We start from the raw sequence: 20,303 nt of genomic DNA, 5'->3' as shown, positions 1-20,303 counted from the left end.
AGGAGCTTTTCACCTGTTTGAAAAGTAGCAGATAGTTCTGCCTTTTTTGTCAGAGGGGTGCCTCTGCCGCGCCGATGGGTGCTGTTTTCCCTTCGAAAATCCATGCTGCCTTGATCCATGCCCATGGCGTGTCGATCACCTCGCAGCACTTTCCCCAGTCAAACCCGAGGATGGCCGATGAGCGACCATTTCGGAGTTGTCACGTTAATCGAAGTAGGTGGTGATCGGCGCCATTGGTGCAGGCCTCAGGCCAGGCTGGCGGCTGCTTTCCACGCCTCGAAGGCTTCCAGCCGATGGTAGCGAATGGTCAGGGCGGCACGGCGGCGAGCCGGAACGGAAAAGCAGTTGCAGGTTGCCGAATGGATGATCACGAAGCGTTGCAGCCCGCCGGGTGAGCGATATCCCTGCATGACGCGCTCCCGCTTTCGGAATGGTAGATGGGTGCTCTCGGCCCAATTTCTGAGGCCCTTGCGCGGCCAATAATCCAGGTCGAGTGCGACCTCGCGCTTGGCCGCACCATATGAGCGGAGCTTGTCGGTGATGATCCGCTTGGGAATAAACCCGGTACTTCATCAGCTTCAGCAGCGACCGTTTTGCCGCTCGCTATCCCGCTGAGAACGGAGGATCTCGTCCAGGACGATTCCATACTGATCTACGGCCCGCCAGAGCCAGAACGCCCCGCCCGCACTCTTCACCACGACTTCATCCAGACGCCAGACATCACGGGGACGGTTTTGGCGCCGCCGCAGGGCCCTCGCAATCGGCGGCCCGAACTTGACGGTCCAACGCCGAACGGTCTCATAGGCCACGCGATGCCACGTAACACGTCGATGCCACGTTCGAGCAGCACCTCCTCAACTTCTCGAAGGCTCAGAATAAACCGGACATAAAGCCATACCGCATGGGCGATGATCGCGGGCCGGAACCGGTGGCGCGCAGCTGATGGAAGGCGTCTGCATCGCTGTCGTCTACGTTCCAATCGTACAGCAGGCGACCACACCGCCCAGTTAACACGACAAGGCCGCCTGCACCAATGGCGCCGATCACCACCTACTTCGATTAACGTGACAGCGCCAGTCAGAGCTGATCTGGCGGGTCGCCCCGTAATCCCGCCAGCAGGCCGAAAACGCCGTCGCCAGAGACATCGACGGGTTCTATAACCCCGTCAGGCGGCATTCATCGCCCGGCTTCCAGAGTCCCAACGCCTACGAGCGAAAAGCTAAGGACGTAAGCTAAACGCTCTCCACTTTTTCCGGGCAAGTCCAACCTCGCCTTGCCCTCGATCCTAGAGACTTGGATGGGCTGAGCGTCAGCCTCTTCCCGGTTCTTTGGAATGCGCCCCGCTTGCCCCGGCGATGCCGAAGCGTTGCCGGTAGGCGACCGGCGTCGAGCCGGTGATCTTCTGGAAGATCTTGCGAAAGGCCGCCGGGTCGGAATAGCCCACCTGCCAGGCGATCTGATCCACCGGCGTGATCGTGCGCTCCAGATCCTCGCGGGCCTTCGCGATCCGGACCTGCTGCAGGTAGTCGTTCGGCCGGTGGCCGGTGGCCGCGGTGAAGCGGCGCAGGAAGGTGCGCTCGGTCATTGCGGCGATGCCATGCAGATCCCCGAGCCGCAGCGCCGTGAAGGCATGGGCATGCAGGTGATGCTGCGCGCTTCGGATCGCCTCATCGCCGTGATCGAAGCGCGGGATGAACTGCGCAAAGGGCCGCTGGCTTGAGCGCGGCGGGTCGATCAGCAGGAATTTCGCCGTCGCGAGCATCGTCGCCGGCCCGAGCAGCCGCTCGACCAGCGTGAGCCCCAGATCGGTCCAGGCGAGAATGCCGCCCGCTGTCATCACGTCGCCCTCGTCGATCATCATGTGGTCCTCGGCAAGGCGGATCTCGGGAAACCGCGCGGCGAGCTGCGCGGCAAAGGCCCAATGCGTCGTCGCCCGGCGGCCGTTCATCAGCCCGGTCTCGGCCAGCACGAAAGCCCCGGCGCAGACCGAGCAAAGCACGGTCCCCGTGGCATGCCGGGCGCGCAGCCAGCTCGCGGCCGCCGGCGCGGGCGCCATCCGATCGGGCATGATGATGCTGGGCGGGACGATCGCGTGCCCCAATGCATGCGGCGCGCCCGGGTCACTGTCCCAGACGCAGTCCACCCCGTCCTCCGTGGCGCGCCAGTGGCTCACCCGCAGGCGCGCGGCATTCTCCCCCGTCCATTCGCCGGCAATGCGAAAGAGATCGGTCAGCCCGTGCACCGCGGCCAGCTGACAGTCGGGATAGATCAGCAGGCCGATCTCGGCCACCGGAGCGGCTTTGCGCGACATTGTCTGTTTTGCCTTCCTTAATGTCATTTACGCCACGCCTCTCCGGGCCCCTCAGGTTCTAGGTTTCCTCTTGTCGAAAGCAAGAGGTCACAGATGGCGATCGAACACACACGGCGACAGATGCTGATGACGGCCGCGGCAGCCGCAGCCCTCTCGGCGCTGCCGCGCGAGATTTTTGCTCAAATCAAAGGAGATATCGTGATGGACACGATCAAGACGAAAGACGGCGTGGAAATCTTCTACAAGGACTGGGGCCCGAAGGACGCACAGCCCATCGTCTTTCACCACGGCTGGCCGCTGTCCTCGGACGATTGGGACGCGCAGATGCTGTTCTTCCTCGCCCAGGGCTATCGCGTCATTGCCCATGACCGGCGCGGGCATGGCCGCTCGCAGCAGGTCAGCGAGGGGCACGACATGAACCATTACGCGGCCGATGCCGCGGCGGTGTTCGAGGCGCTCGATCTGCGGGGCGCGGTCCATATCGGCCATTCGACGGGCGGCGGTGAGGTCGCCCGCTATGTCGCGAAATTCGGTCAGCCGCAGGGGCGCGTGGCCAAGGCCGTTCTGGTCTCGGCGGTGCCGCCGCTGATGCTGAAGACCGCGGGCAACCCCGAGGGCACGCCGCTCGAGGTCTTCGACGGCTTCCGAGCCGCCCTCGCGGCCAACCGGGCGCAGTTCTTCCGCGATGTCCCGGCGGGCCCGTTCTATGGCTTCAACCGCGCGGGGGCGACGGTGCTGCCCGGCGTGATCGACAACTGGTGGCGCCAGGGCATGATGGGCGGGGCCAAGGCCCATTACGACGGGATCAAGGCCTTTTCCGAGACCGACCAGACCGAGGATCTGAAGGCGATCACCGTGCCCACGCTGGTGCTGCATGGCGATGACGACCAGGTCGTGCCCTACAAGGATGCCGCCGAGAAGCAGATCAGGCTGCTGCGCAACGGTCAGATGAAGATCTACAAGGGTCTCTCGCACGGGATGCTGACCACCCATGCGGGCCTGCTGAACGCCGATATCCTGGCCTTCATCACGGCCTGATCCGATCGCGTGGTCCGACCATGCCGGAGCCGCCCGGCATGGTCGGATTGAAGATGAAAGCCGCAAGAAAGTCCCGCACCGCTGCCACAGAAAACCGAATGCTGCTGGACCCTGCCCCCGACTGGCGGCTTTGCGACGTCGAACCATACTGCAGGCCGGTTGGTAAACGTCATTGGGCCGGGTGCTACACTGCCCGACGTCGAGTTCAGCCACCGGCAAAGGGGTGGATACGCTTGAATGAGCTCCAAGCTGCGGCCTGCGATCTCTCCGCGTCGACGCCGCCTGCTTGGCCTTTCAGAGCTTTGACCTGCCACGGCCAAGCCAAAGCCCAAAAACGATACAGCTCAGCGCGAGCCAGGTCCCGCTTGAGAAGACCTCGCCCAGCAAGATGTGACCTGCGGCGATGCCCACGACGGGAATTCCGAACAGGAATTGCCCGGAAACCGGGCCGGGAAGACGGGCCACCGCCAGGTTCCACGCCAGGGTTGCGAGGACGGTGCTGCCGATCGCTAGCGCCGCGATGAGGATCATATCGTCTGTCTCGATCCGCATCATTTGCGGGAACGAAGGCGCCGCGACGAGCAGCAGTGGCAGGCAGCCCAAACAGACCGTACTAGCCGTCACCGAGAGGGCGCCGTGGCGCTGGACTAACGGAACGACCCCCACACAATAGCCAGACCAGCAGAAAGCCCCCAGAAGAACCCAGGCAAGGCCGCCTCCGGGAACCGCGCCGGAAAACGTCGGGGCCGCCAGCGCAGCAATGCCGAGCGCGCCCGCGCCGGCCCCACCGATCTGCGCCCATGTCGGCGCGCACCTGCGCTTCAAGCTCCAGAGCAGCAGAATCCAGAGGGGTTCGGTGGCGATGACGAGGGCTGTTGTGCCCGCATCGACCATGACCTGACCAATGGCAACGGGCAGGTTGTAACCGATCACGCCGAGCCCGGCGGCCAGCAACAGCAGCCTGCGTTCGGGGTTGGGCCAGGCCCAGGGACGCGCGCGCACCAAGGCCGGGGAGAGGACAAGGGCCGAGAGAGCGAAGCGCAGGGCGACAAGCAGCCTGGGGTCGATCCGTTGCGCCTCCCCGTCGACCAGAAAGCGGGTTCCGACGGGCACCGCGCCCCACATCAGGATCGCGAGCAGGGCCGCTGCGACCGCCGCGCCATCCGGCCGAGCGCTCTTCATCGCCGCTCGGCGATCAGCTCGATCTCGACGAGCATCTCGGGATCCACGAAGGGCAGAACATGGACCAAGCTCATCGCCGGCGGCGCGCTCGCAAAGGCTTCCGCATGGGCGGCACCAGCCTCGGCGGCGCGACCGATATCGGTGATATAGAGCCGGGTCTGCAGGACATGCGCCATGTCCGATCCGGCCGCCTCGAGAATGCCCGCCATCTTCTGCAAAATCGCGCGCGTCTGCCCCGCGAGATCTCCCTTGAAGACCACGCTCCCCGTCTCGTCCGTCGCGGCGGTGGCCGAGACGCAGATGATGCTCTCCCCGGCAACCGCGCGTGCGTAACCGGATCGCTGCTCCCAGGGGGAGCCCGAAAAAATGCGTTTCATGCTGGACCTTGATTCGCTTAACTACTAGAGTAGTGTAGTGTGCCGCGATCCATCTGTGAACTCCGGAGTGATGACCGATGACATCCGACCCTCCCTTGCTCACCGCTATGATGACCCTGGGTTTCACCCAATACGAGGCGCGGGCCTATTGCGCGCTGCAGGCCAGCGGGCCCGGGAACGGGCACGAGGTGGCCCGGGCCTCCGGAGTGCCGCCCTCGAAGATCTACGAGACTTTGGCGCGCCTCCTTGAGAAGGGGGCCATTCTCAAGGCACAGGAAGAGCCCGCCCGCTACCTTGCGCGCCCCTGGGCCGAGGTATCGTCGCATCTGCTGGCTCGCCTGGGGAGCGCGGCAGAGACGGTCGAGGCTGAACTCGACAAGTTGCAGCGCCCCGAAAGCCCGCGGGCAATCTGGACGCTGCCGGATCGCGAGGCGGTCCTCGATACGGCGCGAGGATTCCTGTCGGAGGCACGGGAGAGCATCTTTGCCTCGGTCTGGGATGACGAGATGGAGGCCCTGGCCCCCACGCTGGAAGCGGCGGCGCAGCGCGGCGCCAGGGTCCATGTGGCGATCTATGGCGAGACCCGCCTGGCTGCGGCGCAGGGGTATGACCTCACCGCTTGCGGGCGCTCCGCGATGGACCGCCTTGCGGGGCGGCGCCTGATGACACTGGTCGCCGATGGGGCGCAAGCGCTGGTCGCGGAGTTGCATCCCGATGGAGGGGTCGAGGCGATCCGGACCGACGCCCCGGTGATCGGGCTTCTGGTGGCGGAATACGTCAAGGCCGATGTTCTGGGGCGATTGCTCATCAACGATATGGGCGATGCCCGGTTCGAGCACTTGCGGCGCGACCCGGGCGTGATCGACGCCCTCCTGAGGGGATAACGGTTACACGGCCGAGGCGTGAAATGGACCGCTTCTCGCCCGCATCAGCGACATTTTCCGCCCGGACTTTGCCGCAAGAGGCTGCAGAGGCCGTTTCCGAGAAGCCCCGTTGCAACGGCAGCGCAGTCTCGACCCTCGGCAACGGGCCGACAGCCCCGTGGGAGTTGTCACGTCAATCGAAGCAGGCGCCGATCCGGATCAAAATTGAGATTATTCTCAGACTTCGGCTATACATTCGGGAATGGCCGGGCTACCGATAGGGTTGAGCAGCTTGGAAAGTGGTACGATTGACTGCCTCGACAGATATTGTCTTTGCCGAAATCGGCGCGCGACTGCGGGCGCATCGCCTTGGGCGTTCGCTGACCCCGGAGGCCTTGGCAGATCGGCTCGGGATTTCCCGCGCGGCGCTCTACCGGGCCGAGAAGGGCGAGATCACCAAGATCGAAATGCTCACTGCGATTGCGAATGAGCTGAACGTTTCGCTGCCGACCCTGCTGGGCGTTGGCATCGAATATGTTCCGAACGCGATCAGTTTCTTCGAACGGATGCGCCAGATCGAAGAGGACTGCGAACAGATCGTCGGCCTGTTCAGCCCGATCTCCTATCTGGTGACAACCAGCGACTACGACCGCGTCCTGCAAGAGGTTCTATACGAGAGCGTGCCGGGGGACACCCATGACGACGTCGAAGGCATCATGTCTATCCTTCTGGAACGAAAGCGAAAATACAACCTGAAACGCCCGCTTCTCGCCTCCATCATATCGGATGCGGATCTGGCGCGCTTCATGCGGGACGGGCTGGAGGGGCGCACCGGGCTGCCGGCCGATCTGGTGGCGCATCGCCGCCGACTGGCCGTGGAGGAGGTGCGCCACATCGTCGACATGCTGCGCGATCCCGAGATCGGGGTGCAGATTGGCGTCGCGCGCGAACCGATCCCCTCCACCAGCTTCCAGATCGTGCGCAAGGGGGGCAAGGCGACGCTGACCGTCAGCCCGTTCCGGCTGGGCCACAGCCCCAACATCCGCATCGGCGTTGGCTTCATCACCTCTGCCCCCGAGGCGATCGACCTGCACGAGCAGATCGCCCTCCGGCTCTGGGACAGTTCGCTCAAGGGGAGCGAGGCGGCCGATCACGTCGAGGCGCTGATCCGGCAATATGGAAACGCCTAGAAAATGGAAACGCCTAGAAATCTACCGAAACCGCAGCGCCGTCTCAATTTTTAGACTTCCCTCTTGACAGCCACGCCACTCCGGGCGAGCCTGCCTGAGACAAATCAACGGGGACTCACGACATGTCTTTCTTTCGCTCCTTCGCCTTCGCGGCGATTTCCGGGCTCGCTCTAACCGCCGGCAGCGCATCAGCCCAAGACTTCGTGGCCAAGATCGGCCACCTCGAAGCCGCGCAGCAGACCCGCAACGTCTTTCTCGAGAAAGTCGCCGGGCTGGTTGCCGAGCGGACCGAGGGCCATGTGAAATTCCAGATCTTCCCGCAAAGCCAGCTTGGCGATCAGCGCACCATGAACGAGGGCGTGCAACTGGGCACCATCGAGGCGACGGTCGCGCCCGCGGCCTTCCTCGGCGGTTTCAACCCGGTCGTGTCGATCCTCGATATCCCCTATCTGCTGCCTGACGACGCCGCCAAGGCCGAGGCGCTGCGTGAAGGCCCGTTCGGCCAGGCGCTGCGCGACAGCTTCAGCGACAAGGGCATGGTGGCGATCGCGCTCTGGCCCAACGGCAAGAAAAGCTTCACCTCGAACAAGCCGCTCGACACCATCGACGACTTCGCCGGCCAGAAGTTCCGCGTGATGGACAGCTCGATCCTGATCGAACAGTTCAAGGCGCTTGGCGCCTCGGCCATCGCCCTGCCCTTCGGTGAACTCTATACCTCGCTCCAGACCGGCGTCGTCGATGGCGAGGAGAACCCGCTCGACACCATCAAGAACATGAAATTCTACGAGGTGCAGAAAAACCTCGTCGTCTCGGATCATGGCGCGATGGAAGACGTGATCCTGTTCAACCCGACCTGGTGGGCCAGCCTGCCGGCCGACTATCAGAAGGTCATCATCGACGCATTCCACGAGGTGATCCCCGATCTGACCGCGCATAAAGCCGAAGCCGTCGCCGCGGCGCTGCAGACGATCAAAGAGTCCGGCATCAACGTGCGTGTCGCCGATGCGGCGGAACGCGCTGCGCTGCGTGAAAAGATGTATGGCCCGACCACCAAGGCCTATGTCGCCAAGGCGGGCGAGGCCGGCAAGGCGCTGCTCGCCACCTATGAGGCCGAATACAAGGCCCTGGGCGAATAACCCAAGCTGATCCAGCCGGGGCCGGGATAACCGGCCCCGCCCCCTTCGGCGCCCTGACGCGCCTTTTTTCTTTCCCGAGGACATTGCGATGAAAGCCCTGAACGCGCTTCGGCTTCTGGAGCGCTCGATCCTGATCTTTTTGTTCCTGGCGATGGTCGCGCTCTATTTCGCCTCTGTCGTGTTGCGCGAATTCGGCGGCACGATCGCCAGCGATTTCGCCTGGATCGAGGAAGCGGTTCGGTTGATGAGCCTATTCCTGGTCTTTCTCGCGCTGGGGCTCGCGCTGGAACGCGGCAAGCACGTCAGCATCACCAATATGCGCGATGCCCTGCCGCCGCGGCTGCGTCGCCCGCTGCTGGCGCTGATCGACATCGTCGGGCTTTGCTTTTCGCTCTATCTGGCCTGGCTCGCGCTTGAGCTGGTGCAATTCGTGATGAAAACCGGGCAACGCTCGCCCACGCTCAACATCCCGATGGGGCTGATCTATCTGGCTCCGGTGGCGGGCTTCCTGCTGCTCGGGCTGCGCTATGGGCTGAGCCTGTTCGGCGTCATCGACCGCTTCACCGCGCAACAGGAGGCCGAAGCATGATCCTCGCCCTGATCTTCATTCTGGCGCTGCTGCTTCTGGTCGCCGGTTTCGAAATGCTGATGGTGCTGGCGCTGCCCGCGCTCGGCTATAAGGCGGCGTTTTTCCCCACCATTCCCGACCCGGCGGTGATCCAGAAGATCGTCGGCGGCATCAACCATACCACCCTGCTCGCCATCCCGTTCTTCATTCTCGCCGCGAACCTGATGGGCTCGGGGCGGATCGCCGACCAGCTTGTCGGCGTGGTGAAAGCGCTGATCGGCCATTCCCGCGGCGGCATGGGGCATGTGGTGGTCGGCGGCTCGATGGCCTTCGGCGCGGTGTCGGGATCGGCCCCGGCGACGGTGGCGGCGATGGGCCGCATGGTCTATCCCGAGATGCGCCGGGCCGGCTATTCCGACAAGTTCAGCCTTGGCCTGCTGGTATCGAGCGCCGAGACCGCGCTGCTGATCCCGCCCTCGATCACCTTCATCATCTATGGCTGGATGACCGGCACCTCGATCGCGCGGCTGTTTGCCGGCGGTCTGGCGGTGGGCGTCGTGCTGGGCCTGGCCTTTGCCCTGCTGGTCAGCCTGCAGGCGCGGCGCGACGGCGTGACGCATGAGGCCCGCATGCCCTGGTCCGAACGGCTGCGGGTGATCAGCGCCGCGAAATGGGCCCTTGGCATGCCGGTGATCATCCTTGGCGGCATCTATTCGGGGGTCTTCACCCCGACCGAGGCCGCGGCGGTCAGCGTGATCTATGCCATCGTGGTCGAAGCCTTCATCCTGCGCTCGCTGAGCTGGGCCGATCTGTTCGCCATCACCGAACGCAGCGCGATCAATACCGCGATCATCTTCATCCTGCTGGCGATGGGTGGCCTGATCTCCTTCTTCGTGACGCTGGCGCAGGTGCCGGCCGAGATCCTCGGCTTCCTGCATTCGATCGACGCGGGCTGGATCAGCTTCCTGATCGTGGTGAACATCTGCTTCTTCATCGCCGGCATGTTCATCGACCCGAACTCGGCGCTCTTGATCCTGGTGCCACCGCTCTTCCCCGTCGCCCAGAGCCTCGGGATCGACCCGGTGCATTTCGGCATGATCGTGACGCTCAACATCAGTCTCGGGATGATCACGCCGCCCTTCGGGTTGGATATCTTCGTGGCCTCCTCGACGCTGGGCAAGCCGGTCGAACAGATCATCCGCGGGGTCTGGCCCTTCGTCGGCGTGAACCTCCTGGTGCTGCTGCTGATCACCTATATCCCGCAAATTTCCCTCTTCATTCCGAAACTGATTTACGGCTGAGGCGAAACCCAATGTTTCACGATCCCTCCATGGCCTCCGCACCACGCTGCGCCGAGGTCACCGCCCAGGTATTGTCCAATTCCCCCGTCAACGGTGAATACCGGCTGATGGAACTCGCCGCTCCCTCCGAGGTGCTGACCTGCCATCCCGGCCAGTTCTTCCAGCTGCTCTGCCCCACCACCGAGGCCGATCAGCCCTATCTGCGCCGCCCGATGAGCATTTACGGCTATGATGCCGCGGCCGGGCGGTTGCAGTTCCTCTACAAGGTCACTGGCGCCGGCACTCGCGGGCTGGCGACGCTGCGCCCGGGTGATGGGCTGAATGTCCTGGGACCGCTGGGCAGCGGCTTCTCGATGCCCGAGGATTGGCGCAACCTGTTGCTGGTCGCGCGCGGCGTGGGATTGGCGACGCTGGCACCGCTGGCGAAGCTGGCGCAGGAGCGAGGTCGCCGTCTGACCGCGATCTGCTCGGCCCGGCGCGCCGATCTCGCGATGTCGACCGATCTGTTCCGCAGCTACGGCGCCGAGGTGATCGTGGTCACCGACGAGGATGGCTCTTCCTCGGTCGACAGCCTGCGCGCGCTGATCGAAACGCGGATCGCCAGGGGCGAGGTCGATGCCTTCTATACCTGCGGCTCGTCACGCCTGTTGCGGCTCTTGCAGGATCTGGGCGCCACCCATGGCATTCCCGGTGAGATCGCGATGGAACAGCAGATGGCCTGCGGCATCGGCATGTGCCAGGCCTGCGTGCGCAGCTTCCGCGTCGGCGATCAGATCGTGCAACGCCGGGTCTGCCGCGAAGGCCCGGTCTTCCCGATTGCGGAGGCCCTGGCATGAGCGATCTGCGCACCACCATCGGCAGCCTGACGCTGCAAAACCCGATCATGCCAGCCTCGGGCACGTTTTCCGAGGATCTGGCCGAGGTCTTCGATCTCGACCTGCTGGGCGCGCATGTGCTCAAGACGATCATGGCGGGAGAACGCGCCGGCAACCCCACACCTCGGGTCTGCGAATTGCCCGGCGGCATGCTGAACGCGATCGGCATTCCCTCGAAGGGGATCGCCTATTTCCGCGACCACAGCCTGCCGTTCTGGAGCCGCTATTCCGCGCCGCTGGTGGTGTCGATCTCCGCCCATTCGGCCGATGAATTCGCCCGTCTGGCCGAGGCGGTCAGCCTGCCCGGCGTCGCGGCGATCGAGGCCAATATCTCCTGTCCGAACATCGAGGCCGACGGCAAGGCCTTTGCCATGCGCCCCGACAGCACCCGGCAGGTCATCGAGCTGCTGCGGGCGGCGACCGATCTGCCGCTCTGGGCCAAGCTCACCCCAAATACGGGCGAGCCGGTCGAGGTGGCCCAGGCGGCCGAGGCGGCCGGCGCCGACGCGCTGGTGGTGGCCAATACCGCACTTGGCATGGCGATCGACATCGACACGCGACGGCCGAAGCTTGGCAATGTGATGGGCGGCATCTCCGGCCCGGCGATCAAGCCGATCGCCCTGCGAATGACCTATCAATGCGCCCGCGCTGTCGGGATTCCGGTGATCGGCTGCGGCGGTATCGCCGAATTGGACGACGTGCTGGAATTCCTGATCGCCGGCGCCCGCGCGGTGCAGGTGGGCACCGCCACCTTCCGGTCGCCCACGGTGATGGCCCGGCTGATCCCCGCGCTCGACACCTGGATGGAGGCGCGCGGCATCGCCACTCTCGACGAGATCACCGGGTCGGTCCTGGTCGAAACCGACGAAGGCGCCCTGCAGTGGGGGAGCGCATCGTGAACACCGTGACCTCCCCTGATCTGGGCGCGCTCGCCGCCGAGGTTTTCGACACCGTGCGCGCCATGAGCCTCGATGCCGAGGGCGTCAGCCGCCCCGCCTTCTCGCCGGTGGAAACGGCGGTGCTGGACTATCTGGCGGACTTCGGCAAACGCCACGGTCTTGTCGTCACCGAAGACGCCGGGCGCAACCGCGTGTTCTGCCGCCCCGAGCATGAGACCGCCGAAAACTGGGTGCTGATCGGCTCGCATGTCGACAGCGTGCCGATGGGCGGCAACTTCGACGGGCTCGCCGGGGTCGTGGCCGGGCTGCTGGTGCTGATCGGCGGCAAGGGCCGGCTGGCGCATCCGGTCATGCTGGTGGCGATGCGCGGCGAGGAAAGCGCCTGGTTCGGCTCCTGCTACCTGGGCTCGAAGATGCTGACCGGCACCGTCACCCAGGCCGATCTGATCGCCGCCCACAAGGGCGACGGGCGGCCGCTGAACGATCACCTGGCCGATATCGGAATTGATACCGATGCGGTGGCGCAGGGCCGGCCGCTGGCGGATCTGGGCCGCATCCGCGCCTATCTTGAGCTGCATATCGAACAAGGCCCGCTGCTGGTCGAAAAGGATATCCCCGCTGCGGTCGTCACCGGCATCCGCGGCAACTTCCGCTATCGTGCGATCCGCTGCATCGGCCAAGGCGGCCACTCCGGGGCGGTGCCGCGCGCCTATCGCCATGACCCGGTGCTGGCCATGGCCGATCTGTTGTCGCGGCTGGACGAGACCTGGCGGCGCATCCTGATCACCGGCGGCGATCTGGTCCTGACCTCGGGCGTGGTGGGCACCGACCCGCAACGCCATGCGATCGCCCGCATCCCCGACGAGGCTGCCTTCAGCCTCGACATCCGGTCGCAAAGCGCCCAGACGCTGGCCGAGATGCAAATCTATCTGGCTGAGGAAATGGCCGATATCGCCCGCGCCCGTGGCGTGCGGTTCGAAACCGGCCCGCGCGTCGACACCGCCCCAGCGATGATGGATCGCGGCATCGTCGACGGCCTCTTGGCAGCGATGGCAGCGAAGGGGCTCGACCCGTTCTCGATGGCCTCCGGCGGCGGCCACGATGCCGCGGTCTTCGCCCAGGCCGGCATTCCCGCCGGCATGATCTTCGTGCGCAACCGCAACGGGTCGCACAATCCGGACGAGGCGATGGAGCTTGACGATTTCCTTGTCGCCACTTCCATTCTGGCCCGCTTTCTGGAGGAATGACCCCATGACACCCACCTGCGAGCGGCCCCTCACATGAGCAGCATGACAACCTCCTTCGCCGATCGTCGCCAGATCGCCGAACTCACGGCACAGGCGCTGCTGGAAATCGACGCGGTGAAAGTGTCGACCGGGCAGCCCTTCACCTTCAGCTCGGGCCTGGCAAGCCCGGTCTATATCGACGTGCGCCGGGTGATCTCCTTTCCCCGCATCCGCGAGATGATGATGGATTTCGCCGGCACCGTTCTGGTCAGCGAGATCGGCTTCGAACGGGTCGATGCCGTGGCCGGAGGCGAAACCGCGGGCATTCCCTTTGCCGCCTGGGTCGCGGCCAACATGGGCCTGCCGATGCAATATGTGCGCAAACGCTCGCAGGGTTTCGGGCCAGGCGCCCAGATCGAGGGGGTGCTGACCCCCGGTCAGCGGGTGTTGCTGGTCGAGGATCTGACCACCGACGGCGGTTCCAAGATCCGCTTCTGCGAGGCGCTGCGCCGCGCGGGGGCGCAAGTCTCGGACGTGCTGATGATCTTCTATTACGACATCTTCCCCCAGACCCGCGAGGCGCTGACGCGCCATGGCTTGCGTCTGCATGCGCTGGCCAATTGGCGCGACGTGCTGCAGGTGGCGCGTGCCCAGGCCAGTTTCGACGCCGCGACTCTCGCCGAGATCGAGCGTTTTCTCGACGATCCGCTGGACTGGTCCGCCCATCATGGCGGTGCCAGCCGGATCACTCTCTAACCTCAGGAGACCCACTGATGTTTATGTCCCTCATCGAAGAACTGACCGAAAAAGGTCGGGGCATGCATGCCTATGCGGCGACGGCCAAGACCGCCTTTGCCCAGGCCAGCGCCCATCCCGATCAAGCCGCCGCCTTCTATCTGCTGGGCAAGATCGCCGAGGAATTCGTCGATCTGCACGAACGCATGCCGCTGTCGACCGAAGAGTTGAACCAGTTCTTCGGCCGCTATGCCGCCGCCGCCCAGGCCCTGCAGGACGCAGAGGACAAGCAGGACGCGGCCGGGATGCTCGCCGCGCTCAACGCCGTGGCCGGCCAGATGGCGGCCAAGGGCTGACGCCCCCTGCCCCGGGGAGCCAAAGACAGCCCGCGACCCTCAGGTCTTGCAGCGCGCCGGGAGCACGCTGCAGGACCTGCGACCGAACGAAACCATGCAGGCGCCAAAAGCCATCGCCTGCGCCTTGACCGGCGCAGGCGATCTCAGCTCAGGGCAGTTAGGTCAACCACCGGCCGGCGCCTACGGCGTCTCGGTTCTGGCGAATGTTGTCCGGGCGGCGGCCTTTGCTGCGGCCTGCAGCTCGGCATCGCCCGGCTCCTCATGCCCCTCGGGCATGGCGATGCGCACCTCGGGACGGGCGAACTCGATCCCCGCCGCGCCGAATTCGGCCTTCACCCGGTTGTAGATCTCCTTGCGGATGGTGAACTGCTGGCCCGGCTTGGCCATGAACTTGCCGCGGATCACCATGCCGACCTCGCTGAAATCGAACACGCCCTGGCTCTTGAAGGGTTCGAGGAAACCGTCCTTGTAGAGCGGCTTGTCCATCATCTCGGTGCCGATCTTCTTGAAGATCTTCTTCACCTTGTTGGGATCAGTGTCGAAGGGCACGGTGAACTTCAGCTTCATGATCACCCAATCGCGGCTGTAGTTGGTCAGCTTGGGGATTTCGCCATAGGGGATGGTATGCACCGGCCCCCGGTGGTGACGGAGCTGCATCGAGCGGATCGAGATCTTTTCGACCGTCCCGGCGGTGCCGTCGACCTCAACATATTCGCCGATGCGGAAGGCGTCGTCGATCAGGAAGAAGATGCCCGAGACCACATCGGACACCAGCTTTTGCGCGCCGAAGCCGATGGCGAGGCCGAGGAGCCCGGCGCCGGCCAGCAGCGGCGTGATGTCGATGCCGATATTGCCGAGCGCCAGCAGCACGAAGATCACCACGATGGCGGAATAGGGGTAGGCCCGGGCCACGCGCTCGTCCGTCAGGGTCCGGTCGGGTTCTCTGCCGCGCATCATCTGGGTCAGCCCGTCGCGGGCGCGCCAGGCGATCAGCGCGATATAGGCATGTACTGCGGTATTGAGCCAGAAGCCGATCCGGCTGTCGCCGAGATGCACCCCATTGGTGTTATTGAAGGTCAGGATGAAGATCACCGCACCGGCGAGCAGAAACAGCCCGGCGCGCCCGTAGCCGGTGACGAAATTGGAAATCGCGACAGTTTCCAGCGTGGCGATTTGCGGAATGCCCTGCACCGCCGCCAAAAGATCGGCGCCAACCCGCGTCGCGACCTCGACGGTTTGCGAAGCAAAGCCCCCGGATGCCGGCGTCGCCTGCTGCGCCGCAACCGCGTCGAGCCGGGTCAGCAGCAGGTCGCGCACCTGATCGTCCGACATCCGCGCCACCATCTCGCGCACCGCCTCGCGGGTCATCGGCTCGGGCCGTGCGGTGGCACTTGCGGCCTCCTGCGCCCCCGCCGGCACGATGAGGGTCAGCATGGTCAGACAGGCCATCACAAACGGGAGAAGTCGAAAATATCCGGCCATGTTCAGTCCTAGAAAACGAAATTATTCCGCAATCGCCGCACGATCAAAACCGATAGGTCGCACCGAAAATCAGACCCGTCATCTCGAGGCTATAGTCGGTGCCCTGGTTCTGTCGGTCCACGAAGAGATGGCGGTAGCCGCCCATCACTGTCCAATCTTCGTTCACCGCGTAGCCCAGGGTCGCGATGGCCTGCCAGGTTTCCTTCGATGCCGAACCGATGCCAAAGCCGCCATAGTCGAACGCGGCCGTGACGCTCCAGTGGTCGTTCAGTTGCGTGCTGATCCGTGCCGCGATCAGCGGATCAATCCAGCTGTCGCTGATATGCTGCTGCCGCCCCGCCAGCGCGCCGGGCGAGAACGTCAAGTCGAGTGTGCTTTTCATCGCGCGCGCACCAAGGGTCAGCGGATCGTGCCGCTTTGCCCCTTCGTCCGCTCGCAGTCGCTGCGCCATCCGGACTGGGCAGACGTCATCCAGCGACAAGCCCCCCGAGGCAGCCCCCCGAGGCGGGCTTCTGGCCCCGACGCCGGGAACGGGCGAGGCGACACAAAAGTCCCGGCAAGCCCCTCGCCAGAAGGCTGTCCCGTGCCGGAGCGCTCCGGCACGGGACTCGATCGTCAGGCCTCGATGAAGGCCAGCAGGTCCGCATTCAGTGTGTCGGCATTGACCGTCAACATCCCGTGCGAGAAGCCCGGATAGGTCTTCAACGTGCCGTTTTGCAGAAGTTCGATCGACTTCAGCGCGGCATCGGCGATCGGCACGATCTGGTCATCTTCACCGTGCAGGACCAAGGTCGGCACCGTGATCGCCTTCAAGTCCTCGGTCTGATCGGTCTCTGAGAAGGCCTTGATGCCATCGTAATGCGCCTTCGCCGAGCCCATCATGCCCTGGCGCCACCAGTTCTGGATCACGCCTTCGAAGACCTCGGCGCCCTCGCGGTTGAAGCCGTAAAACGGGCCCGCCGGCAGATCGCGGAAGAACTGCGCCCGGTTCGCGGCCAGGGCCGAGCGGAGCCCGTCGAAAACGTCGATCGGCAGCCCCTCGGGGTTGGCATCGGTCTGCAGCATCAACGGCGGCACCGCCGAGACCAGCACGGCCTTGGCGACGCGGCCGGCCGGTTCGCCGAACTTGGCGACATAGCGCGCGACCTCGCCGCCACCGGTCGAATGGCCGATGTGAACGGCGTTGCGCAGATCCAGCGCCTCGGCCACCGCGAAGGCGTCAGCGGCATAGTGGTCCATGTCGTGGCCGTCCGGCACCTGCGACGACCGGCCATGGCCGCGCCGGTCATGGGCGACGACCCGATAGCCCTTCGAGACGAAGAACAGCATCTGCGCGTCCCAATCGTCGGAACTCAGCGGCCAGCCGTGGTGGAAAACGATCGGCTGGGCATCCTTCGGACCCCAGTCCTTGAAGAAGATTTCGGTGCCGTCCTTGGTGGTGACGTATCCCATGATGATGTCCTTCCTGTGTTTGGCGGCCTCTGCGAGAGCCGGGGTGGAAAAAGGGGGAAGCGTGGCGAGGGCGGTCAGCCCGGCCGCGCCAAGGAGGATGTCGCGGCGGTTGGGCCCTGGGCGTGTGGTGTCGCGCATCGCTGAACCTCAGGCCGGGATCGGGGCGAGGGTCTCGCCGGTATGGGCGCTGCGGTGCAGGGCGCCGTGCACCATGGTGTAGGCGTAATCGACCCCCATGCCGTAGGCACCCGAGTGCTCGCGCACGATGGCCATGACGTCATTGTAGGTGTCGCGCCTGGCCCAGTCGCGCTGCCACTCCAGCATGACCTGCTGCCAGGTGACCGGGATCACCCCGGCTTGCACCATGCGCGTCATCGCCATGTCATGGGCTTCCTTGCTGGTGCCGCCCGAGGCGTCGGACACCATGTAGATCTCGTAATCGGTGTCAGCCATCGCGGAGAGCGCGAAGGAGGTGTTGCAAACCTCGGTCCAGAGGCCCGAAACGACGATCTTCCTACGCCCTTCGGCGGCGGCCCGCGCCAGCGCATCGCGCACCTTCTGGTCATCCCAGGAGTTCATCGACGTCCGCTCGAGCAGCGGCGCATCGGGGAAGACATCCAGCAGTTCCGGATAGGTCTTGCCCGAGAAGCTTTCGGTCTCGACGGTGGTGATCGTGGTCGGAATACCGAACACTTTTGCGGCCTTCGCCAGGGCAACCGTGTTGTTCTTCAGCACTTGGCGGTCGATCGACTGCACGCCGAAGGCCATCTGCGGCTGGTGGTCGATGAAAATGATCTGGCTGTTGGCGGGGGTCAGAAGGTCGAGCTTGCCGGTCATGTCCAAGTTCCTCAGAAGGGGCGATCATGTCTGTGAAGCGACTATGCCATCGGAGTTGACCGGCGATAATCGCAGCAATAACCATTTCACTATTCCCCAAAGTGAAATAAATCGCGGATCAGCCAGAGGGACTCCGATCTGTCTGCATCGCGATGATCGCGCGATCCGGCAGGGTAATATTGAAGGATCGGACGAGGTTTTCGGCGCGGTACGCAGCCGGGCTGTACGGATTTGCGGAGTTGCCTGGGACAAACCTTCAAGATCGCCGCCAAGCGCGCGGGCAGACTGAGGGCGGCGCGCCCTCTCCGCGCCGTCTCGCGGAGACTGATGGATGAAGCTCTCTCTGGTATCATGCGGCGCGGGCCGTCTGATTGACGAGTTCTGCCGCCTGCGCCATCTGCGGCCATCTGCGCGCGCCCGCGCCGCCATTCGTGCCGCTGATCGGTCTGCGCGGCAGGCTGCCCGGAGAGCAGGCGCCGCGGTTCTGTCGGGAGCAGACCGGGCGCCGGAGGCTCGAGGCCGCCGCGAATCATGTTTCCAGCAAGATGGCCAGCGCTCATACTGCGGGGGCTGCCGTGGACCCACGAAAGGCAAGCTGATGCATCCCAGCCTGATTTTGCACGATGCAACGATAACCACCCTTGATCCGGCAAGGCCTGTCGCGCAGGCCGCCGCGATCGCGGACGGCCGCTTCACGGCGATCGGAACCGATGCGGAGATCCTTGCTCTCGCCGGCCCCGGCACGCGGGTGCTGGGGCTTGGAAAGCGGCGGCTGCTGCCGGGGTTGATCGACAACCACACCCATGTGATCCGGGGCGGATTGAACTACAACATGGAGCTGCGTTGGGACGGCGTGCGATCGCTGGCCGACGCGATGGGCATGCTGCGCCGGCAGGTCGAGATCACGCCACCGCCGCAATGGGTGCGCGTTGTCGGCGGCTTCACCGAACACCAGTTCGCGGAAAAACGCCTGCCGACACTGGACGAGATCAACGCGGTCGCGCCGGACACGCCAGTGTTTCTGCTGCATCTCTATGACCGGGCACTGCTGAACGGCGCGGCCCTGCGTGCTGTCGGATACGACAAGACCACGCCGAACCCGCCGGGCGGCGAGATCCAGCGCGACGCCAGGGGCAATCCCACCGGGCTGCTGCTGGCCAGGCCCAATGCCGGCCTCCTCTATGCGACGCTGGCGCGCGGCCCGAAGCTGCCCGCCGAGTATCAGATGAACTCCACCCGGCATTTCATGCGCGAGCTGAACCGTCTGGGCGTGACTGGTGTGATCGACGCAGGCGGCGGCATGCAGGCCTATCCCGAGGATTACGAGATCATCCGGAAACTGGCCGATGATGGCCTGCTGACGGTCCGGCTGGCCTATAACCTCTTCACCCAGAAGCCGAAGGAGGAAAAAGAAGACTTCCTGCGCTGGACCAGGTCGGTCACCTACCGCCAGGGCGACGACTACTTCCGCCACAACGGCGCGGGCGAGATGCTGGTCTTTTCCGCCGCCGATTTCGAGGATTTCCGCGAGCCGCGCCCCGATCTCGACCCGGGCATGGAGGGCGAGCTCGAGGAGGTGGTCCGCATCCTGGCCGAGAACCGCTGGCCCTGGCGGATGCATGCGACCTATGACGAGACCATTTCCCGCGCGCTCGACGTCTTCGAGACCGTGAACCGCGACATCCCGTTGGAGGGGATCAACTGGTTCTTCGACCATGCCGAGACCATCTCGGAACGCTCCATCGACCGGGTCGCGGCGCTCGGCGGCGGGGTCGCGGTGCAGCACCGCATGGCCTATCAGGGTGAGTATTTCGTCGAACGCTATGGCCCCCGCGCGGCCGAAGCGACGCCGCCGGTGGCGCGGATGCTGGAGATGGGGGTGAAGACCTCGGCCGGCACCGACGCGACGCGCGTGGCCTCCTACAACCCCTGGGTCGGGCTCTCCTGGCTGATCACCGGCCGCACGGTCGGCGGCCTCAGGGTGACGCCGGAGCGCAACTGCCTCGACCGCGAGACCGCACTCAGGATGTGGACCGAGAAGGTCGCCTGGTTCTGCGGTGACGACGGGCGGCGGGGGCGGATCGCGCCGGGCTATCTTGCCGATGCGGTGATGCCCGACCGCGATTTCTTCACCTGCGCCGAGGCGGATATCTCCGGGATCACCAGCGACCTGACCATGGTCGGGGGCCGGGTCGTCTTCGCCAAGGGCGACTATGCCGATCTCGATGAGACCGAGATCCCCCCGGCGATGCCCGATTGGTCACCGGTGCGGCGGTTTGGCGGTTACGCCGGCTGGGGCAATCACGATATGGCGACCACCGCGCATGTTGCGCAAGCCTGTGGTTGTGCATCGGCCTGTGCCGTGCATGGTCATGACCATGCCGCGGCCTGGGGAGCGGCCCTTCCGGTGGCGGACCTGAAATCGTTCTGGGGCGCGCTCGGCTGCGCCTGCTGGGCCGTATAGGAGGAGCCCGC

The 20,303-nt window shown here is 65.0% G+C and carries 21 protein-coding genes and 1 pseudogene; 13 read left to right on the top strand and 9 right to left on the bottom strand.

The window, feature by feature from the left end:
* Positions 1-245 precede the first annotated feature (245 nt).
* From ACN0V4_RS17750 to ACN0V4_RS17740, 3 genes and pseudogenes are all read right to left on the bottom strand, one after another.
* Positions 246-410 carry a hypothetical protein gene (locus ACN0V4_RS17750; RefSeq protein ID WP_417678695.1) on the bottom strand — a complete coding sequence of 55 codons (165 nt, stop codon included), beginning with the start codon at positions 408-410 and terminating at the stop codon, positions 246-248.
* Positions 411-695: pseudogene (locus ACN0V4_RS17745) on the bottom strand (DDE-type integrase/transposase/recombinase); the annotation flags it as partial.
* A 614-nt stretch (positions 696-1,309) separates the two neighbouring features.
* Entirely contained in the window at positions 1,310-2,311 is a 1,002-nt protein-coding gene (locus ACN0V4_RS17740; RefSeq protein ID WP_417678562.1) for a GlxA family transcriptional regulator, read from the bottom strand.
* 201 nt (positions 2,312-2,512) lie between these two features.
* Here ACN0V4_RS17740 and ACN0V4_RS17735 point away from each other — a divergent pair, with 201 nt between their 5' ends.
* Positions 2,513-3,349 carry an alpha/beta fold hydrolase gene (locus ACN0V4_RS17735; protein WP_417678560.1) on the top strand — a complete coding sequence of 279 codons (837 nt, stop codon included), beginning with the start codon at positions 2,513-2,515 and terminating at the stop codon, positions 3,347-3,349.
* A 294-nt stretch (positions 3,350-3,643) separates the two neighbouring features.
* On the opposite strand, the gene ACN0V4_RS17730 is transcribed toward ACN0V4_RS17735, so the two are convergent.
* Positions 3,644-4,531: a DMT family transporter gene (locus tag ACN0V4_RS17730; RefSeq protein WP_417678558.1), complete on the bottom strand. Its 888-nt coding sequence runs from the start codon at positions 4,529-4,531 to the stop codon at positions 3,644-3,646.
* Positions 4,528-4,908, bottom strand: a complete 381-nt coding sequence (locus tag ACN0V4_RS17725; RefSeq protein WP_417678556.1) for a Rid family hydrolase — start codon at positions 4,906-4,908, stop codon at positions 4,528-4,530. Before ACN0V4_RS17725 ends, ACN0V4_RS17730 begins: the two co-directional genes overlap by 4 nt.
* A gap of 77 nt (positions 4,909-4,985) precedes the next feature.
* Between ACN0V4_RS17725 and ACN0V4_RS17720 the strand changes: the two genes are divergently transcribed.
* The 10 genes from ACN0V4_RS17720 (at position 4,986) to ACN0V4_RS17675 (ending at position 14,057) form a co-directional block, all read left to right on the top strand.
* Positions 4,986-5,792 carry a TrmB family transcriptional regulator gene (locus ACN0V4_RS17720; RefSeq protein WP_417678555.1) on the top strand — a complete coding sequence of 269 codons (807 nt, stop codon included), beginning with the start codon at positions 4,986-4,988 and terminating at the stop codon, positions 5,790-5,792.
* Between the two features lie 287 nt (positions 5,793-6,079).
* Positions 6,080-6,961, top strand: a complete 882-nt coding sequence (locus tag ACN0V4_RS17715; RefSeq protein WP_417678554.1) for a helix-turn-helix domain-containing protein — start codon at positions 6,080-6,082, stop codon at positions 6,959-6,961.
* Between the two features lie 122 nt (positions 6,962-7,083).
* A complete protein-coding gene (locus ACN0V4_RS17710) occupies positions 7,084-8,097 on the top strand; it encodes a TRAP transporter substrate-binding protein (protein ID WP_417678552.1) in 1,014 nt (337 codons plus the stop codon).
* Between the two features lie 88 nt (positions 8,098-8,185).
* Positions 8,186-8,686, top strand: a complete 501-nt coding sequence (locus ACN0V4_RS17705) for a TRAP transporter small permease (protein ID WP_417678550.1) — start codon at positions 8,186-8,188, stop codon at positions 8,684-8,686.
* On the top strand, positions 8,683-9,966 hold the full coding sequence (locus tag ACN0V4_RS17700; protein ID WP_417678548.1) for a TRAP transporter large permease: 1,284 nt from the start codon (positions 8,683-8,685) through the stop codon (positions 9,964-9,966). Before ACN0V4_RS17705 ends, ACN0V4_RS17700 begins: the two co-directional genes overlap by 4 nt.
* Before the next feature lie 11 nt (positions 9,967-9,977).
* A complete protein-coding gene (locus tag ACN0V4_RS17695; RefSeq protein WP_417678546.1) occupies positions 9,978-10,802 on the top strand; it encodes a dihydroorotate dehydrogenase electron transfer subunit in 825 nt (274 codons plus the stop codon).
* A complete protein-coding gene (locus ACN0V4_RS17690; RefSeq protein ID WP_417678544.1) occupies positions 10,799-11,740 on the top strand; it encodes a dihydroorotate dehydrogenase in 942 nt (313 codons plus the stop codon). The genes ACN0V4_RS17695 and ACN0V4_RS17690 overlap by 4 nt, the downstream gene beginning before the upstream one ends.
* Positions 11,737-12,987, top strand: a complete 1,251-nt coding sequence (locus ACN0V4_RS17685) for a Zn-dependent hydrolase (protein WP_417678542.1) — start codon at positions 11,737-11,739, stop codon at positions 12,985-12,987. The genes ACN0V4_RS17690 and ACN0V4_RS17685 overlap by 4 nt, the downstream gene beginning before the upstream one ends.
* A gap of 42 nt (positions 12,988-13,029) precedes the next feature.
* Entirely contained in the window at positions 13,030-13,722 is a 693-nt protein-coding gene (locus ACN0V4_RS17680; protein ID WP_417678685.1) for an orotate phosphoribosyltransferase, read from the top strand.
* Between the two features lie 17 nt (positions 13,723-13,739).
* Positions 13,740-14,057, top strand: a complete 318-nt coding sequence (locus tag ACN0V4_RS17675) for a hypothetical protein (protein ID WP_417678540.1) — start codon at positions 13,740-13,742, stop codon at positions 14,055-14,057.
* 180 nt (positions 14,058-14,237) lie between these two features.
* Here the strand turns inward: ACN0V4_RS17675 and ACN0V4_RS17670 are convergent, their stop codons facing one another.
* From ACN0V4_RS17670 to ACN0V4_RS17655, 4 genes are all read right to left on the bottom strand, one after another.
* Positions 14,238-15,491: a mechanosensitive ion channel domain-containing protein gene (locus ACN0V4_RS17670; protein WP_417678538.1), complete on the bottom strand. Its 1,254-nt coding sequence runs from the start codon at positions 15,489-15,491 to the stop codon at positions 14,238-14,240.
* A gap of 91 nt (positions 15,492-15,582) precedes the next feature.
* A complete protein-coding gene (locus tag ACN0V4_RS17665; protein ID WP_417678536.1) occupies positions 15,583-16,020 on the bottom strand; it encodes an outer membrane protein in 438 nt (145 codons plus the stop codon).
* A gap of 134 nt (positions 16,021-16,154) precedes the next feature.
* The gene (locus ACN0V4_RS17660; RefSeq protein WP_417678534.1) at positions 16,155-16,991 is read right to left on the bottom strand and encodes an alpha/beta fold hydrolase; all 837 of its coding nucleotides are present in this window, start codon (positions 16,989-16,991) and stop codon (positions 16,155-16,157) included.
* Positions 16,992-17,138: 147 nt separating this feature from the next.
* Complete coding sequence (locus tag ACN0V4_RS17655; protein ID WP_417678533.1) at positions 17,139-17,828, bottom strand: hydrolase; 690 nt, start codon at positions 17,826-17,828, stop codon at positions 17,139-17,141.
* Between the two features lie 371 nt (positions 17,829-18,199).
* Here ACN0V4_RS17655 and ACN0V4_RS17650 point away from each other — a divergent pair, with 371 nt between their 5' ends.
* The gene (locus tag ACN0V4_RS17650) at positions 18,200-18,427 is read left to right on the top strand and encodes a DUF1427 family protein (RefSeq protein WP_417678531.1); all 228 of its coding nucleotides are present in this window, start codon (positions 18,200-18,202) and stop codon (positions 18,425-18,427) included.
* Complete coding sequence (locus tag ACN0V4_RS17645) at positions 18,427-20,292, top strand: amidohydrolase (protein ID WP_417678529.1); 1,866 nt, start codon at positions 18,427-18,429, stop codon at positions 20,290-20,292. The genes ACN0V4_RS17650 and ACN0V4_RS17645 overlap by 1 nt, the downstream gene beginning before the upstream one ends.
* The last annotated feature ends 11 nt before the right edge of the window (positions 20,293-20,303 follow it).

The sequence above is a fragment of the Pseudodonghicola sp. genome (assembly GCF_048268305.1).
Lineage (GTDB): Bacteria > Pseudomonadota > Alphaproteobacteria > Rhodobacterales > Rhodobacteraceae > Pseudodonghicola.
Note: the sequence above shows the minus strand (reverse complement) of the source record. Positions and strands in the feature narration are given on the sequence as shown.